The organism is Moraxella tarda (assembly GCF_035181405.1).
Taxonomy (GTDB): domain Bacteria; phylum Pseudomonadota; class Gammaproteobacteria; order Pseudomonadales; family Moraxellaceae; genus Moraxella.
In genome coordinates, this window is sequence record NZ_JAYGGV010000002.1 from 259,010 (window position 1) to 276,056 (window position 17,047).

Annotated in this window: 12 protein-coding genes; 8 read left to right on the forward strand and 4 right to left on the reverse strand. The window is 40.9% G+C overall.

The genetic code is table 11. The features are described 5' to 3' along the window. Positions 1–86: 86 nt before the first annotated feature. Together U9670_RS03765 and U9670_RS03770 are read left to right on the forward strand one after the other, a co-directional pair. Positions 87–1,118: a methionine synthase gene (locus tag U9670_RS03765; RefSeq protein WP_323841462.1), complete on the forward strand. Its 1,032-nt coding sequence runs from the start codon at positions 87–89 to the stop codon at positions 1,116–1,118. A 99-nt stretch (positions 1,119–1,217) separates the two neighbouring features. Then, positions 1,218–1,712 (forward strand): flavin reductase, encoded by a 495-nt coding sequence (locus U9670_RS03770; protein ID WP_323841463.1) that lies wholly within the window; start codon positions 1,218–1,220, stop codon positions 1,710–1,712. Positions 1,713–1,862: 150 nt separating this feature from the next. Here U9670_RS03770 and U9670_RS03775 read toward each other — a convergent pair whose 3' ends face one another. Together U9670_RS03775 and U9670_RS03780 are read right to left on the reverse strand one after the other, a co-directional pair. After that, a complete protein-coding gene (locus U9670_RS03775) occupies positions 1,863–3,932 on the reverse strand; it encodes a DNA primase (protein WP_323841464.1) in 2,070 nt (689 codons plus the stop codon). Positions 3,933–4,095: 163 nt separating this feature from the next. Further along, complete coding sequence (locus tag U9670_RS03780) at positions 4,096–5,070, reverse strand: outer membrane protein assembly factor BamD (protein WP_323841465.1); 975 nt, start codon at positions 5,068–5,070, stop codon at positions 4,096–4,098. A 203-nt stretch (positions 5,071–5,273) separates the two neighbouring features. On the opposite strand from U9670_RS03780, the gene U9670_RS03785 reads away from it, so the two are divergent. Then, positions 5,274–6,338, forward strand: a complete 1,065-nt coding sequence (locus U9670_RS03785; RefSeq protein ID WP_323841466.1) for an RluA family pseudouridine synthase — start codon at positions 5,274–5,276, stop codon at positions 6,336–6,338. A gap of 18 nt (positions 6,339–6,356) precedes the next feature. Further along, on the forward strand, positions 6,357–7,214 hold the full coding sequence (locus U9670_RS03790) for a purine nucleoside phosphorylase YfiH/LACC1 family protein (RefSeq protein WP_323841467.1): 858 nt from the start codon (positions 6,357–6,359) through the stop codon (positions 7,212–7,214). Positions 7,215–7,305: 91 nt separating this feature from the next. Here the strand turns inward: U9670_RS03790 and U9670_RS03795 are convergent, their stop codons facing one another. Together U9670_RS03795 and U9670_RS03800 are read right to left on the reverse strand one after the other, a co-directional pair. After that, positions 7,306–7,569, reverse strand: a complete 264-nt coding sequence (locus U9670_RS03795) for a hypothetical protein (RefSeq protein ID WP_323841468.1) — start codon at positions 7,567–7,569, stop codon at positions 7,306–7,308. A gap of 73 nt (positions 7,570–7,642) precedes the next feature. Further along, positions 7,643–8,455 carry a hypothetical protein gene (locus tag U9670_RS03800; RefSeq protein ID WP_323841469.1) on the reverse strand — a complete coding sequence of 271 codons (813 nt, stop codon included), beginning with the start codon at positions 8,453–8,455 and terminating at the stop codon, positions 7,643–7,645. A 202-nt stretch (positions 8,456–8,657) separates the two neighbouring features. Here U9670_RS03800 and hrpA point away from each other — a divergent pair, with 202 nt between their 5' ends. The 4 genes from hrpA to prfA all read left to right on the forward strand — a co-directional run bounded on the left by hrpA (position 8,658) and on the right by prfA (position 16,809). Further along, complete coding sequence (hrpA, locus tag U9670_RS03805) at positions 8,658–12,851, forward strand: ATP-dependent RNA helicase HrpA (RefSeq protein WP_323841470.1); 4,194 nt, start codon at positions 8,658–8,660, stop codon at positions 12,849–12,851. Between the two features lie 179 nt (positions 12,852–13,030). Continuing rightward, a complete protein-coding gene (locus U9670_RS03810) occupies positions 13,031–14,176 on the forward strand; it encodes a beta-ketoacyl-ACP synthase III (RefSeq protein ID WP_323841471.1) in 1,146 nt (381 codons plus the stop codon). Between the two features lie 338 nt (positions 14,177–14,514). Next, positions 14,515–15,657 carry a tRNA (uridine(54)-C5)-methyltransferase TrmA gene (trmA, locus tag U9670_RS03815; protein ID WP_323841472.1) on the forward strand — a complete coding sequence of 381 codons (1,143 nt, stop codon included), beginning with the start codon at positions 14,515–14,517 and terminating at the stop codon, positions 15,655–15,657. 78 nt (positions 15,658–15,735) lie between these two features. Continuing rightward, on the forward strand, positions 15,736–16,809 hold the full coding sequence (prfA, locus tag U9670_RS03820) for a peptide chain release factor 1 (protein WP_323841474.1): 1,074 nt from the start codon (positions 15,736–15,738) through the stop codon (positions 16,807–16,809). Positions 16,810–17,047 lie beyond the last annotated feature (238 nt).

The following is a 17,047-nucleotide window of genomic DNA, read 5'->3' on the forward strand; positions in this document are numbered from 1 at the left end:
TAATTTAAATCAGTCGATGCAATTTTAGTCGACTGATTTAATTTTTTTGATATAATTGCACGGTTCAACCATTTTAGGAAAAAATAATGAGTAATATTCTTCTTCCCACCTCTACCGCTGGCAGTTTGCCAAAACCGTCTTGGCTTGCTGAGCCTGAAAAACTTTGGTCGCCTTGGAAATTTGAAGGTGAAGAGTTATTGCAGGCCAAAAAAGATGCTCTGCTTGTATCGCTTGCTGAGCAAACAGCAGCAGGCATTGATATTGTTAGTGATGGCGAGCAGACTCGTCAGCATTTTGTAACGACTTTTATTGAGCATTTAGATGGTGTGGATTTTAATAAGCGAGAAACCGTCAGAATTCGCAATCGTTATGATGCCAGTGTGCCAAGTGTGGTTGGGGCAGTCTCTCGCCCAAAATCGGTATTTGTAGATGATGCCAAATTTTTACGCCAACACACCGATAAATTGATTAAATGGGCATTGCCTGGTCCAATGACAATGATTGATACGCTGTATGACGGCCACTATAAAAGTCGTGAGAAATTGGCTTGGGAGTTTGCTAAAATCTTGAATGAAGAAGCCAAAGAGTTGGAAGCGGCGGGTGTGGATATCATTCAGTTTGATGAGCCTGCCTTTAATGTATTTTTTGATGAGCTTAATGACTGGGGCGTGGCGGCATTAGAAAGAGCGGTTGAAGGTTTAAAATGTCAAACGGCTGTGCATATCTGTTATGGCTATGGCATTAAGGCCAATACAGATTGGAAGCAAACGCTTGGGGGTGAATGGCGACAATACGAAGAAAGTTTTCCAAAACTACAACAGTCTAAGATTGATATCATTTCTCTTGAATGCCAAAATTCTCGTGTGCCAATGGATTTGATTGAACTGATTCGTGGTAAAACGGTGATGGTTGGTGCGATTGATGTGGCAAGCAATACTGTTGAAACTCCAGAGCAGGTGGCAGATACTTTGCGTAAAGCATTGCAATTTGTTGATGCTGATAAGCTATTTCCAAGTACCAACTGCGGCATGGCACCTTTGTCTCGTACTATTGCCCGTGGTAAACTTAACGCTTTGAGTGAAGGTGCGAAAATCATTCGTGCTGAATTGGCAGGTTGATTTGATAGGTTGATTAAGAAAGACAAAATGGGGCATGACTTGTGTTCCATTTTGACTTTTTGCTTGATATTTAATGATAAGAAGAATTAAGAAATTAAAATGGTAGATGTAGCAGATTTTAAAGACGCAATGGCAAAACTAACCACAGCTGTGCATGTGGTAACAACAGACGGTACAGCAGGTAGGCATGGCTTTACTGCATCAGCGGTATGCAGTGTTACTGACTCGCCCCCAACTTTGCTTGTATGTATGAATGGCAATGCGCGCTCCTATGAGTATTTTGTTGAAAATCGTGTACTGATGGTCAATACTCTGACAGCCAAGCAATCGCATTTGTCTAATATTTTTGCATCTCCGTTAAGCTCTGAAGACCGTTTTGCTAGTGCTGAATGGGAGCTGCTATTAACAGGTTCGCCCATGCTTAATGAGGCCTTAATTAGCTTTGATTGTAAGATTAGTGAGATAAAGCAGGTTGGTACGCATGGCATTTTGATTTGTGAGATTGTGGCAATCAAGCAGGGCGATGGCGATGAGGCCTTAACTTATTTTAATCGCAATTATCACAAGACTGATGCACAGACAGCTTTGTTCTAAATCTTTGTTTGCTCGTCATTGGTTGTCTTGCTCATAAAATAATTGGTCGTCAAAAGTTTGTTGTCAAGCAAAGGCACTATGGCAAACTGTGTATGGCTTTAAGTGTTAAAAAATCAATCAAATATTAAGTGTTTGATTGATTTTTTTGTATTAAGATTCGGTGTCAAGGGTTGTTGCTAGCTTATTTTTTTGTGCTTTATCCCATTGTTGTAAGGCAAGCAAGCGTCGCTTGTGTATTTCAGACAAAATGATGTTCTTGCTTTGCTCGTGTTGTTTTTTGAAAGTTTCAGCCAGGACTTGACTTAACAACTCATTAAAAAACAAACCAATATTCTCAAATTTTTGCCCAACCATTTGCCCAAAAAATTCACGCCAAGATTCTGCCAGTACATCTTTTAGTGCTTCATTGGGTAAATTTGCCATGATAAAATGTGCCTGCTCATCGATGATCTGTAAATCATTGGTTGGTAAAAATGAATCAATCAGACCTTGTTTGGCAAGTTCGTTTAATTGCATGATGGTACAAGTCAGCTCCATTAATGCGTCATCACCAATGCTTCGCCAAGTGGGTAATTCTGGTAAGCGTAATTCATGCTTTTCAAGGCGGTCAATAAAATCAACATGAACATCAATCACACCAGATTGGGTTAAGATGTTGCTAAGCGGATCACAGGCCAAAATGTGGGGGGCGTATAGCAAACAAAGATAAAGTAAAATATTGCGATTGATGCTTGCTTCATAATTGGCTTTGTCAATATGATAGCGTTCTTTGCGTGTATCTTTTGTACTTAATTTTTGATAAATATCGTTATTGAGCCAATATTTAAAACTAGAACCTTTGGGGAACTTGGCGGTCAGCTCTTTAAGCCTTGCCATTGCAGTTGCTTTATTCTCTGGAAGGCTAATATCATAACGACTGCTTAGTACTTCAAAAATATAATCTGATGTACTGACAGCAGACTCAATTTGTCTTTGCATTGAATCTACACCATACATCTTGATGTAGGTGTCTGGATCGTGGCTGTCTGGTAAGGTAAGAAATTTTAGCTGTTTGCCATCTGATAATATAGGTGCAGCAATCTCTAGGGTACGCCAAGCTGCACGCTGTCCTGCCTCATCACCATCAAAACACAGGGTTAGACTGTCATTGTATTTTAATAAATTGGCGATTTGTCCTTCATTTGCTGCTGTTCCCATCGGTGCGACCGCCCCATAAATCCCAGCTTGATGAAGGGCTATGACATCCATGTAGCCCTCAACCATCATGTAATTATTCGCCTTGGCTTGGCGTGCCTCGTACAGCCCATATAAAATGAACTGTTTTTGAAAGACGGGGGATTCTGATGAGTTGATATATTTTGGCATTTCATCACCCAATGACCGACCCGCAAAACCAACCACACGACCTTGTCGGTCTTTGATGGGAAATATGACACGGTCTCGCAATAGATCAAAATCTCGACCCTTTTGAGAGGTGCGTACCAAGCCCAATAGTTTTAAGCCTTCAATGTCTTGAGGAAAGGCCTCCTCTAAATGTTGCCAACCAGATGGTGCATATCCTAGATTAAAAGTATCTATTGTCTGTTTGGTCAGGCCGCGAGAGGCAAAATATGCCATCGCTGCTTGATTATTGTGCAACTGATATTGATAATACTGGCAAATATTGCTGAGTAAACTGTATAAATCACCTTGCTCATCATATTGGATTGCATCAGCAATATTGCCATTATAATCAAAGCTTGTGTGTTGATGGTTGTTACTATAAATATTAAACTCATCAGGTTGATGGTGGGTGTCATCTAAGTCTAAATGCTGATGAGCTGGGCCATCTTGCGTGAGATGGTTCTGAATTGGTGTGTTTGTCTGATTTGGTGGAACTTGTGATTTGCTACTTTTTTTGTATTTAATGGATTTGTCAAAGGCATCATCTTTGGGCAAATCAATGCCTGTTTGTTCAGATAAAGCGTTGAGTGCCTCCATAAAGCTCATGCGCTCAAATTCTTTTAAGAAAGTAACAGGATTGCCTTTTGCACCGCAGCCAAAGCAATAGTATAGATTGGTCTCTGGATTGACATAAAATGATGGTGTTTTTTCACCATGAAAAGGACAGCACCCCTTAAACTCTCGTCCAGCGGGTTTTAGTACGGTGTGGCGGCGAATCATGCCCACAAGGTCGGCTTGACTGTTGAGCTGTTCAATGACAGATTCAGAAACTCGCATACCTTACCTAAAATGATTTTTATAAAGCTTAAAAGACAACCAATCCCATAAAGCTATTTTAAGGGATTGTGATGTCAAAGATAAAAAATGTAGCAAAAACAAATGAAAAGAGAAGCTTTATTGTATGCCCTGTTGTGGTTTTTTGGGCAAATAAACCAAACTCTTATCGGTTGCCATTATTATTTGATAGGGTTAAATTCATCGCCTGATGAATCACCTGTGTATTTGTTGCTCCTTCATAAGAGTCGGCGGTGGGTTCAAAATTATCTTTGCTACGACCCAATTTACCAAAACTAATCATAGACAGTGTACGCTTGGTCCATGATGAAGCACCTTGATTTGGCAGGCGAACCTCGCCATCATTGGTTAAATATTGAGGATAGTTGATTTGTAATAAAGTTTTGTATTGTTTGGCGGTGTCGGTCATGCCCAGTTTGTCATAGCTGTATGCCAAAATGGCGATTGACTCAGGTATGGCTTCAGATTGCGGATAGTATTGAAATACCCATTTGGCACGATTGGCGGCGGCAAGATAGGCATCTCGCTTAAGATACCAACGAGCAGCAACCAATTCGTGTTCAGCAAAGTCATTATAAATCGCAATCATTCGCTGGGCAGCGTCAGGTGCGTATTGACTATTTGGAAAATTATTTACCAAGACTTGAAAAGTATTGAATGCCAATTGTAACCAAGAAATATCACGTTGGGACTGATCCATTTTAAATAGGCGTGAAGCCTTTGGTGAACCGCCCATATTGGTTATGCCTTGTACATAAATGACATAGTCAATGTAGCGACTGCTTGGGTATGATTGTATGAATTCGGCAGTACTTTGAATGACTGCTTCAAAATTTTTTGCTTGATATTGTGCATAAATCAAATCAAGCAAAGCTTGTTCGGCGTATTGACCTGTTGGGTAAAAAGTGCGGATGTTTGTTAAGGCAGTAATCGCCTCATGATTTCGACCCTTTTCAAGGGCGTTTTGTGCATCTTGATAGTAGTTGGCATCGGATTTTTCAGCGGTGGCAACAACTTCGCTTTTTTTGCCAAATGCACCTTTTAAAGTGGTGCAACCTGTTAAAGCCATGCTGCTTACGATGAATGCTGTGATGAGTTTTAATTGTAGTGATGACTTCATGAGGTCTCCGTGAATGCAAATTTGTTTTAAATCAATTTTAATGCTGATTAGTTTAACATAAATTTGGCAAAAAATATCAACAAATATGTGTTTTTATATGATTTTCTTGTGAGATTTCTTGCATTTTTTATTAGAAATTTATAAGAAAAAAAAGCACAAATGTGTTAAAGTGTTCAGTTATTTTTATATGATTTTTAAGAAAAATGAGAACTGATAACATTGATATTTTAGCAAATTTAACGCCTGAAATTTTGCCAAGCGATGCCAATAACGATACTAATAATGTTGATGGCGAATTTGATTTTGAAGAAAATCACGCCCCAAACAGTGTATCTTTGAGCCATGTTGTTGGCCATGATCATGAGGGCGTGCGTCTAGATAAGCTGTCGGCGATGGTTTTTGGTGATTTTTCTCGTGTGCAGTTGCAAGGATTTATTGATGATGGCAAATTGCTTGTCAATCACACCAGCCAAAAACCAAAATATCGGGTTAGATTGGGCGATATTTTATCCCTAGAAGTCATATTAGAGAGTCATTCAGAGGATTTGCCACAAAATATTGCTCTTGATGTTATTTATGAAGATGATGAGGTGATTGTGATCAATAAGGCCGCTGGCATGGTAGTGCACCCAGGGGCAGGTAATCGCACAGGGACACTTGTTAATGCACTGCTTTATCATTATCCAGATAATGCCCACCTGCCAAGAGCAGGGCTTGTGCATCGCATTGACAAGGATACAACTGGGTTGCTGGTGGTGGCACGCACCAAATCAGCCCAGATGAATTTGATTGAGCAATTAAAAGACAAGAGCGTCTATCGCCATTATCAATGTATTTGTCAGGGTACGCCAAGTGATATTTTACGCCATGCTAGGATTGATATGCCAATCGCACGCCACCCTACACAACGCACCAAGATGGCGGTGCGAGACGGTGGGCGTGTGGCAATCACGCATATTTTAAAAGCGACAAGCGTGCATGAGCGATATAGTCTGCTTGATGTGCGTTTGGAAACAGGGCGAACTCATCAAATTCGTGTGCATTTATCACATTTGGGTTTTTCGCTTGTGGGCGACCCTGTATATGGTAGGCCTATCAAATCTGGACTGTCTGCTGAGTGCCATCAAGCTGTACAGAATTTTTTGCGTCAGGCTTTACACGCCCATCAACTGGGATTTATTCACCCAAAAACGGGTGAATCCAAACGATTTCTTGTGCCGTTGCCTAATGATATGTCATATTTAATTAACGCATTACAAGAAGGCTAGAAAACATTAGGAAGTATGATGAGTAATTTGATGGGCGTGTCGGGCGATTTAACAAAAAACTGGGCGAATTCTCTGATCGTTTTGCATCGTACACCAACCATTTTGGTGGTGCAGACAACCGCAGGTATGTTTGATAAATTTGGCAACAATGATGTCTATGGGCAGTTTAACCTAGGGCTTCATGTTGATGATATACCAAGTGATGTGCTGGTTCATCGAGCAGAACTGCTTGATGAGCTTAATCAACAATATCGGGTTGATTGCCTACATTGGCTTAATCAAATTCATAGTGATATTGTGGTCAATATCGATGAAAGTGTTGGCATTAAAGCATTAACGGCTGACGCACTGATGACGCACAAGGTTGGGCATGGGCTTGCCATCATGACGGCAGATTGTGTGCCTGTGGCTGTTTTTGCTGATGATGACGATCAAGATGCACCAATCGCTTGTATTCATGCAGGCTGGCAGGGCCTAAGCAATGGTGTTATTGCCAAAACCATTGCAACCATACGCCAAACTCACCCAAAAACCAAACTTCATGCCATCATTGGTGCTTGTATCAGCCAAGACTCTTATGAAATCACACGCAAGTTGGCTGATGATATTGTGGGGCAAGTCTGTGTAAAACAATTGACCCATTTTGATGAGCTGGATTTATATCATGCCATCATTAAAGATGGTAAGTCTTGCGATAAGTGTTTGATTGATTTGGATAAATTGGCCAGGTTTGAGCTTGAAAAATTGGGGGTGAGTGTGCTTAATGATGATACTCCTTGTACCTATAATGACACGCGTTTTTACTCTTATCGTGCACAAACTCATGCAAAAAAACCTGCCACAGGACGCATGGCGTTGGTTGTCGTGAGATTGTGATTGTGATGAGATGATTGGTTGGACTACCAGTTTTGTATTACTTTATATTTCATATCTCTTGGTGTTTGTGTTTAGTGGTGAGCTAAAGCGATTAAAACCAGCTTTCTAACAAATAAAATTCTGTCCTGCTCAACGCTTTTTTGGCATCAGACTTATTTTTGGTGGGTAGGTTGGTTGGTGTTAAGATGATTGGGTGGTGAATATGAGTATTTTGCGTGTTACTGATTGCCAACTTTTGGTGATTGCTCGGGGTGAGTGTTATGGGCATGGGATTTCTTGCTGTTTGAATGTGCTGACAACCCACTAAACTCAAAGCGACCAGTAATGCCAGTGCTATATTTGTTGTTTTTTCCATCTTTTTCATGCCAATATGATGCCTTTACTGTCTTTTGTGGTGCTTATGGAGTTTTAACTTGTTGTTTTAAAAATCATTTTGGTGCGCTGTTAAATTCAATGGTGAGTTTGCTGGCCATGCCTGCCACTTCGCCAAAAGGAGCACTGTCATTAATGGCGGCTTTTATATCATCAGCAAGTTCTTGATTGCCCTTGCCAATGTCTATGCCCATCACGCCACCTGTGTCATCAAGCTGTATGGTTACCATCAGTTTTTTGCCAGAGCCAGAGCCAGAGCCAGAGCCAGAGATAGTATCATAATTTTGATAGGGATTGCCATCATTTTCCTGTATCTTATTTTCCCATGCTTCGATGATGCGAATGGTGGCAATTTGAGCGGCCTTTTTTAGTGCAATGCTGGGGGCGGGTCTATGTACTGGTATGATGTCTGGCTTGTCTGTTGGTGCAAGTGGCTTGTCTGAGTGTGTCTGACTGATAAAATCTGATGTTTTATGTTCTTTTTGGCCGAGCGTTTGATTGGTTGTGTGTTGAAAATCTGCCATCTCTTCTTCATTTTCATTTTTAATCATGATGGGTGCGGTTTGCTTTGATTGCGTGGTTTTAAAATGATGATTGCTGTCTTTGTGGTGGGTACGAACATGATGCTGAGTGTGGCGTATTGTCTTTTTATGTGTTGTTGTGCTTACAGGGCTTTGTGTCTGCTGTGTGGCGTTGATCAAGGTGATTTGTATTGGCAAGGTGTTGGCGACAGATTGACCTTGGGCTTTTGCTGATACGGCAAGATAGATGACAAAAGCATGAGCTAAAATCACCATAAAAATAATAAATACCACCACTGGACTGGGCTTGATGTCAGTAACAATCTGATGTATTGTGGCTTGCTTCATGAGGTGTGTTAGGATTTTAATGATGATATTTTGGTTGTTATGCTATTTTAGCACGGATTTGGCATGGATTGCACACCTTGCCAAAGTGCATTACAATACGCATCAATCTAAGCGTATCAATCTAAGTATGATAAAATTTACCAAATTATGCCCAAAAAAGTATATTAAGACTTTTAAATAATTGATGATGAATGAATTATAAATGATGAAAAAATTACCTATTTTAGCCAAAGATCGCCATTATCTGCATCGCCTACGCCAAGAAATTAAACACGCACAAGGTGATGATAAAGCCAAAAAACAAGCCAAATTTAATGAAGTTATCAATCTTTCAAATCAGGCGGTCATTGCACGACAAAATGCCATGCCATCTCATTTGCCAGAACTTTTAAATCATGATTTGCCCGTTACCAAAGAGGCACAGATGCTCATAAAGGCGATTGAAGATCATCAAGTCATCATCGTGGCAGGCGAGACAGGTTCGGGCAAAACAACTCAGTTGCCAAAACTTGCCATGCTTGCAGGCAGGGGGGTAACAGGGCAGATAGGACATACACAACCACGCCGTCTGGCCGCTCGTTCTGTGGCCAGCCGTATCGCACAAGAGCTTGGCGAACCGCTAGGAAAGACGGTCAGCTTTAAGGTGCGATTCACCGAAGAAGGCGGGAGGGATAGTATTGTCAAGCTCATGACAGATGGTATTTTGCTTGCTGAGCTTGGTACGGATAAATTTTTAACCCGCTATGACACCATCATTATTGATGAGGCACATGAACGCAGTTTGAATATTGATTTTATTTTGGGTTATTTAAAAGGCTTGCTACCAAAACGAACAGATCTTAAAATCATCATTACATCTGCCACGCTAGATACCGAGCGGTTTGCTGGTTATTTTGCCAAAGATGGGATACCTGCACCTGTCTTTAGCGTAGAAGGGCGTAGCTATCCTGTGGAGGTGCGTTATCGTCCTTTGACTGATCAGATCATCACAAGCCATGATGACGATGCCTTTGGTGAAGCGGAGGACAATCTGCCACGAGCATTGACAGCGGCCATTGCTGAGTGCTTTGATGATGCTGCAAAAAAAGGACACCCGCACCAAGCAGACATTCTGATTTTTGCCAGTACAGAGGCAGAGATTCGTGAATTACAAGAGATTTTGACCACGCACACCCCAGCTCATACCGAGATATTACCTTTGTTTGCTCGGCAGTCATTTGCTGAGCAGCAGCGTATTTTTCAGCCATCAGGCAGGGGGCGACGCATCATCATTGCCACCAATGTTGCTGAAACTGCTTTGACCGTACCAAACATTCGCTATGTGATTGATTTGGGTTTTGCTCGTATCAGTCGTTATAATTATCGCTCACGCATACAGCGTTTACCGATTGAAGCCATCAGCCAAGCTGCTGCCAATCAGCGTAAAGGTCGTTGTGGGCGTATTGGTGATGGCGTGTGTATTCGTTTGTATTCTGAGGACGATTTTAATGCTCGTCCTAAGTTTACCGAACCTGAGATTTTACGGACAAATTTGGCGAGTGTCATTTTGCAGATGACTCGGCTAAATCTTGGTGATGTGGCAGAATTTGACTTCATTACACCGCCAGATTTTCGTCTGATTAACGATGGCAAAAAGTTGCTTTTAGAGCTTGGGGCAATCACAGACGCACCAACCAAAACCGCCATCAAAAAACGCAAATCCCTGCCGATTGCCTTGACCAAAATCGGCCAAATAATGGCAAAAATGCCCATTGATCCACGCCTTGCTCGTATGCTTGTGGCAGGTGATTATTTTGACTGCTTGTCAGACATACTCATCATTGTTTCAGCTTTGGCGGTGCAAGATGTGCGTGAAAGACCAGTGAACAAGCAAGCACAAGCCGACCAAAAGCACGCTTTATTCCGCCGTGATGATTCGGACTTTTTGTTTTATTTAGAGCTGTATCAAGCCTTGTTTGGTAAGCATGAGCTTAATAACAATCAGATATTAAGTGTGAATGCTCGCCGTAATTTTGCCAAAAAACACTATCTTAGCTTTACTCGCATTCGTGAGTGGCAAAAAACACATGAACAGTTATCTGCCATGATGACAGAATTGGGTTTTGTGATTAAGAAAACTGAAGAGATGTTGGGGGTGGATTTTCAAGATGGTCAGAGTCAAGATGTCATCAAAAATACCAAAGTTGATACCAAAAAAGGCGTACGCTTATCATTAAATAAAGATAAGACCAATAAAAAAACCAAAAATAGTCTTGGTCTGTCTGCCCTAAAATCCATCAGTCATGGTGTGATGGATAAAACGGCGGTGCAATATGTCAATATTCATAGGGCGATACTCACGGCACTTTTGTCATTTGTGGCACATAAGACAGATGTTTTGGGCGAATATATGATGGCTCGTAGCCAAAAGGCACGAATATTTCCTGCCAGTACTTTGCATAAAAAAGGCGTGGATTGGTTGATGGCTTTTGAGGTGGTGGAGACTTCTCGGGTCTATATGCGTTGTAATGCAAAGATTGAGCCTGAGTGGATTGTGTCAGCGGCGGGCAATCTATTAAAATATCACTACTTTGAACCGCATTGGTCAAAGAAAACTGGGCGAGTGCGTGCCTATGTGCAGATCAGTCTGTTTGGATTGGTAGTGGTTGCCAAAGAGCTGACTAATTATGAGCCTATCAATACAGAACACGCCAGAGAGATTTTTATCCGAGATGCACTTGTGGGTAATAACTATGGATTTGCTGCCAAATTCCTTGAACATAACACCGCCAAGATTAAAAATGTGGAGCGTATTGAAGATAAGCTTCGTCGCAAAGATTTGCTTGTTGATGAAGAAAGATTGTATCAATTTTACCATGATAAAATACCAAGTCACATAGCCAACCGTAAATCTTTTGAGGAATTTTATCACGAAAAATTCAATCAAGACCCTACTTTTTTATTTTTCAATGATGATGATGTCTTGAATGAAAATGTTGAAGCCAATCATGAATTTCCAGAAGTTTGGCAGATGGGCGGTCTAAAATTACCACTGTCTTATGTGTTTGACCCCAGCTCTGATGATGATGGCGTTACTGTTCGTGTACCCGTTAAAGCGTTGTCGCAGATTGATGCAGTAGCACTGCTTTGGGGGGTTGCAGGGTGGCGTTATGAATTGGTGTTGCAATTATTAAAAACCTTGCCAAAAGAATTACGCCGTCAAATTGTCCCCATTCCTGATACGACAAATAAGATTTTTGATAAGCTTAATGTCTTAAATGGGGCGGGTTTGCTTGATCAAATCAGCCAAAATTTATTAAGGCTTGGCGTGCGTGTCTCGCCTAATGATTTTGAGCCGTCTAAGGTGGATAATTATTTGCGTCCACTGATTTGTGTCGTTGATGAGAAAAATCATGTCATTGAAAAAAGCCGAGATTTGGCACGCTTAAAAGCTCGGCATACGACCGCCATTCGCCAAGAAGTTGTGATAGAAGAGGGGCTTCATCACAATTTTCCAAGCCATTTTAATTTTGTGAGAAATAAGCACAGTGCAGGCGTGGTCATGCAGGAGTTTTCGGCATTAAAGGCGGATAAAACAGGTGCGGCAGTATCAATTGCTCAGTTTACCGAATTAAGGTCTGCCCTAAATACGCACAAAAATGGTGTGCTTGCTCTGATTAAGGCCAAACTGGGGGCAAGACAAAAACAGCTTACTTCGCAAGTTGATAAAGCCTTTAAGCTGGCCTTTGCCCCACTTGGAGACCTTGAAAAACTAAAAAACATTGTGGTTGATGCAACCTTGCAGGCGTGTCTATACGACCATGCACCACGCTTGATTAACAGCACCAGTGAAAATGCACGAGTTTATATTGGTGGTCTGATTGATGATGAAACAGCTTGGCTTAGCGAACATTTGCCATTTGATGAGCATGAATTTGCCCAGACAAGCGATAAAGTTTTGGCGGAATTTCTCTTAACAGGACAGGCTGTTTTACGGACGCTCAAAGACATATATACAAGCTGGCAAACTGCCCGTGGCAAACTTTTAATGCTGGATAATGAAATCTTTGGTGAAAGCATTGAAGATATTGAAGACCAGCTAGACGATTTGAGTTTATCTGATTTTATTTATCGCACTGATGTGATGCACTGGCGAGAGTATCCGCGTTATTTACAGGCACTCAATGTTCGCCTTGATCGACTAACACATAATGTGGACGCCGATCTTGATGGCGTATATCTGTTAGACACACACATGGAACGCCTTGCCAATCGGGTGCATGACCCAAAAATCGCTCAATATCGCTGGGCAGTAGAAGAGTATCGCATTAATTTGTTTGCCCAACCAATGAAAACCAAATTTGCGATTTCCGAAAAAAGACTGGAAAAAATTTGGGCAACTCTGACTAGCCGATAGGCAAGGCGTATGCTCAATTACGCCTTGGCAAAAGTTCTTTGTTGTGATGACTTGCCATCAAATGCTTAAAATTTGAGGATTTTTTTTGTAAACAGCTGTATTTTTTTACAAATGCTTACACTTTTTTATGATAAACTAATTACATCTTTTTGACTGACATCAAAGCATAAGGAAAAAATATGTCAATTTATCTGACTGCCACAGGGCTGCATAAACCAAAAGATAAGATCACCAATGAAGAGCTGGTATCGGCATTTAACGCTTATGTGGATAATTATAACGCTCAAAATGCTGATGCCATCACAAATGGCGAAAAGGTCGCCTTGCAACACTCATCGGCTGAGTTTATCGAAAAAGCATCTGGCATCAAATCTCGCCATGTGATTGATAAAAAAGGCATTTTAGATCCAGATATTATGGCACCGATATTTCCTGCTCGCAAGTTGGGCGAAGAGCTTTCTATCATGGCGGAGATGGGTGTTGATGCACTAAATCAAGCACTTGATAATGCAGGTTTAAAGGGTGAAGATTTGGACGGTATCATCTGTGCTTGTTCAAATTTTCAGCGTGTATATCCTGCCATCGCCATTGAGATTCAAAATGCGGTAGGTATGGTAGGCGGTTTTGCCTTTGATACCAATGTGGCGTGTAGTGCGGCGACTTTTGGTATCGCACAGGCAATCGGTATGATTAAGGCGGGGCTTGGCAAGCGTGTGGCGGTGGTTAATGTGGAGATTACCTCAGCACACCTAAACTGGCGTAACCGAGACAGCCATTTTATTTTTGGTGATATTGCAGCAGCGACCATTATTGAAGAGCTGGACACGCCAAAGGGCTATGAAATTCTAGACTGTAAATTATTTACACAGTTTTCAACCAATATCAAGAACGAATATGGCTTTATGGACAGAAGCGAGTATTTGGCGGCTGGGCGAGAAATGCACTGTGATATTAAAGAGCCAGTTGCAGATAAGTTGTTTTTGCAAGAAGGGCGTAAGGTTTTTCGTGAGGTTTGCCCAAAAGTATCCGAAATCATCAGTACGCACCTAAAAGAAAATGACATTGGTACGGATAAAATCAAAAGAATGTGGTTGCACCAAGCCAATATCAATATGATTGATTTAATTTTGCGTAGTGTCATGGGTAAAGACGCAGATAAAGCCATCGCACCAATTGCTATTACTGAGTATGGTAATACCAGCTCGGCCAGCCCAGTGATTGCATTTCATGAATATCAAGATGGAGTGCAGGCAGGTGATTTGGGGGTGATTTGTTCGTTTGGTGCAGGCTATTCTATTGGCTCGGTCATTGTTAAGAAAGTCTGATGCCAAACCAAGATGGCTCATGATGACCAAAACAACCAAGTCATTTAAATAAATTAAAATTAAAAAGCACTTTTAGTAATAAAAGTGCTTTTTTTTAAATAGATAAAATTTATTTAACATAATCCATATAATAACATGAGAAAAAATATTTAATAAAAATCTTAGCATTAAAAAAATCAACACAATAAGCAGATAGTCAAGACCTTTTAAACTTTAAAAGAATATATAATTAAGATATTTAATTTATGTACCTAGTTTATTTGTCGTAGGGCGTGTGATTTGCTATAATGACGCTTCTTTTACTTTGGATTTATGTCCATCAGCGGAAAATTTGTTAAATGACCACGCCACTCATGAATGAGCAGACCTATCAAGACCAATTAAATCATAAAATCAATCGCATTACTGCCCAATTTGCACCATTTAACCCACCTGCATTGGAAGTATATCCTTCACCCACAAGTCATTTTCGTATGCGTGCTGAATTTCGCATTTGGCATACTGATGATGATATGTTTTATGCGATGTTCGAACGCAATGAAAGTGGTAAAAAAACTGTCATACGCATTGATGATTTTGCTACTGCCAGCTTGCAGATTAATGAGTTGATGCCCATTTTGCTTGCTGAATTAAAAGCAAGCAAAGCACTGTCTGAACGAATTTTTGAGATTCATTTTTTAAATACCTTAAAAGGTGAGATGCTTGTCAGTCTGATTTATCATAAAAAACTAGACAATATTTGGCAAGGTCTGGCAAAAAATCTGTCGGATAAATTAGGCATCATAATCATTGGTCGCAGTCGTGGGCAAAAAATCGTTTTGTCTGAAGATTTTGTTACTGAGCAGATGGTCGTCAATATCAAAGGCGAGCAAACGCAGTTTTTGTATCAGCAGGTTGAAAGTGGATTTAGCCAGCCTAATGCGATTGTGTGCCAATCCATGTTAAACTTTGCCTGTGATGTCGCAGATGCCATCAGTAGCAATCAAAATAATCAAAACCAACAACAAGATTTGTTGGAATTGTATTGCGGTAATGGCAATTTTACTCTGCCTTTGTCTTGTTATTTTAGACAAGTGCTGGCAACAGAACTTGCTAAATCCTCTGTGAATTCTGCAAAATGGGCAATTGACAAAAACAACATTCAAAACATCGCCATCGCACGCTTATCGGCAGAAGAGTTTAGTCAGGCCTATAACGCAGAGCGTCAGTTTAGACGCCTGATAGAGGCAGATATTGATATACAAAGCTATGATTTTAATACAGTTTTTGTAGATCCGCCTCGTGCAGGCATCGATGATGAAACTTTAAAAATTTTGATGAGCTTTGATCATATTATCTATATTTCTTGCAACCCTGACACCTTGTTTGATAACTTGCAATTTTTAAATCGTACGCATGAAATAAAGCGTTTTGCCATGTTTGACCAATTTCCTTATACTCATCATATTGAAAGTGGTGTTTGGCTAAGTAAGCGATGGTAAAAAGATTGGTAAAAATGATCAATTTATGGCAAAATAGCAAGCTAATTTTAGCAAGATAACAAAAGTGCAACAGCCATCATGAAAGAAAGTTTACGCCACCGCCTTGATCAAATGGCGGACAGATTTGAAGAAGTTACTGCTTTGTTGTCCGACCCAGATACCATTGCTGACAGCAAAAAATTCCGTGAATTGTCAGTGGAACATAACGAGCTTGGCGAATTGGTAGATGCTTGGGCAAGATTTTGTCAAGCCGAAGAAGATTTGGCGACCGCCACCGAAATGCTGTCTGATCCTGACATGAAAGAGATGGCGGAGGAAGAGGCTGATATCGCAAAGAGTGAAATTGAGCGATTAACCGAGGTGCTCAATGTATTGATGTTGCCAAAAGATCCAAACGATAAGGCGACCGCTTTTCTTGAAATTAGAGCAGGCACAGGCGGTGATGAGGCAGCCATTTTTTCTGGTGATTTGTTTCGTATGTACCAAAAATACGCTCAATCACAAGGTTGGCAAGTAGAGGTGCTGTCCGCTAATGACGGAGAGCATGGTGGTTATAAGGAAATCATTACTCGAGTTTCAGGCGTGGGTGTGTATGGGCGATTGAAGTTTGAAAGCGGAGTACATCGAGTCCAGCGTGTACCAGCCACTGAAAGCCAAGGGCGTGTGCATACATCTGCTTGCACAGTTGCCATCATGCCAGAAGTTGAGATTGATGATAGTGTAGAGATTAACCCTGCTGATTTACGCATTGACACCTATCGCTCTAGCGGTGCAGGCGGTCAGCATGTTAATACCACTGATTCAGCCGTGCGTATTACACACATTCCCACAGGTATGGTGGCAGAATGTCAGCAAGAGCGTTCTCAGCACGCCAACAAAGATAAGGCAATGAAAATGCTGGTTGCCAAAATCCAACAAGCCAAAGTTCAAGCTCAGCTAGATGCTACCAGCGACATGAGACGAAATTTGGTCGGTTCTGGCGACCGCTCTGAACGCATTCGTACCTATAATTTTCCACAAGGGCGAACTACAGATCATCGAATCAATCTCACCCTATATAAGCTAGATGCCATCATGGAGGGGGATTTGAGTGAATTACTAGACAGTTTATTGCGTGAGCATCAGGCAGATTTGATGGCAAGTGTGGGATAATGATGAATTATTAAGTGTTTAGGGTAATAAAATGCTGGTTAATTACCCTAAAATGTCTTAAGTATGTTTGAACGCAAATTTTGATGATGGCTTTTCATCAAGACTACTTCGTGCATATATGATTACTTTTTTATTGTTTTTATTCGTGCCTTTTATTTTGTGCAATGACTTTGCGATCAGTCGTCCTAAAATTAGTAGAGCGGGCGATTAAAAAGTGATCGTCATGATCTATTTTATG

Bases quoted from the DNA above. Each gene is read 5' to 3' on its own strand.
- U9670_RS03810 (WP_323841471.1), top strand. From the start codon at position 13,031: ATGTCAATTTATCTGACTGCCACAGGGCTGCATAAACCAAAAGATAAG.
- U9670_RS03775 (WP_323841464.1), bottom strand. From the start codon at position 3,932: ATGCGAGTTTCTGAATCTGTCATTGAACAGCTCAACAGTCAAGCCGAC.
- U9670_RS03770 (WP_323841463.1), top strand. From the start codon at position 1,218: ATGGTAGATGTAGCAGATTTTAAAGACGCAATGGCAAAACTAACCACA.
- U9670_RS03795 (WP_323841468.1), bottom strand. From the start codon at position 7,569: ATGGAAAAAACAACAAATATAGCACTGGCATTACTGGTCGCTTTGAGT.
- U9670_RS03765 (WP_323841462.1), top strand. From the start codon at position 87: ATGAGTAATATTCTTCTTCCCACCTCTACCGCTGGCAGTTTGCCAAAA.
- hrpA (WP_323841470.1), top strand. From the start codon at position 8,658: ATGATGAAAAAATTACCTATTTTAGCCAAAGATCGCCATTATCTGCAT.
- U9670_RS03780 (WP_323841465.1), bottom strand. From the start codon at position 5,070: ATGAAGTCATCACTACAATTAAAACTCATCACAGCATTCATCGTAAGC.
- U9670_RS03800 (WP_323841469.1), bottom strand. From the start codon at position 8,455: ATGAAGCAAGCCACAATACATCAGATTGTTACTGACATCAAGCCCAGT.
- U9670_RS03785 (WP_323841466.1), top strand. From the start codon at position 5,274: ATGAGAACTGATAACATTGATATTTTAGCAAATTTAACGCCTGAAATT.
- U9670_RS03790 (WP_323841467.1), top strand. From the start codon at position 6,357: ATGAGTAATTTGATGGGCGTGTCGGGCGATTTAACAAAAAACTGGGCG.
- trmA (WP_323841472.1), top strand. From the start codon at position 14,515: ATGACCACGCCACTCATGAATGAGCAGACCTATCAAGACCAATTAAAT.
- prfA (WP_323841474.1), top strand. From the start codon at position 15,736: ATGAAAGAAAGTTTACGCCACCGCCTTGATCAAATGGCGGACAGATTT.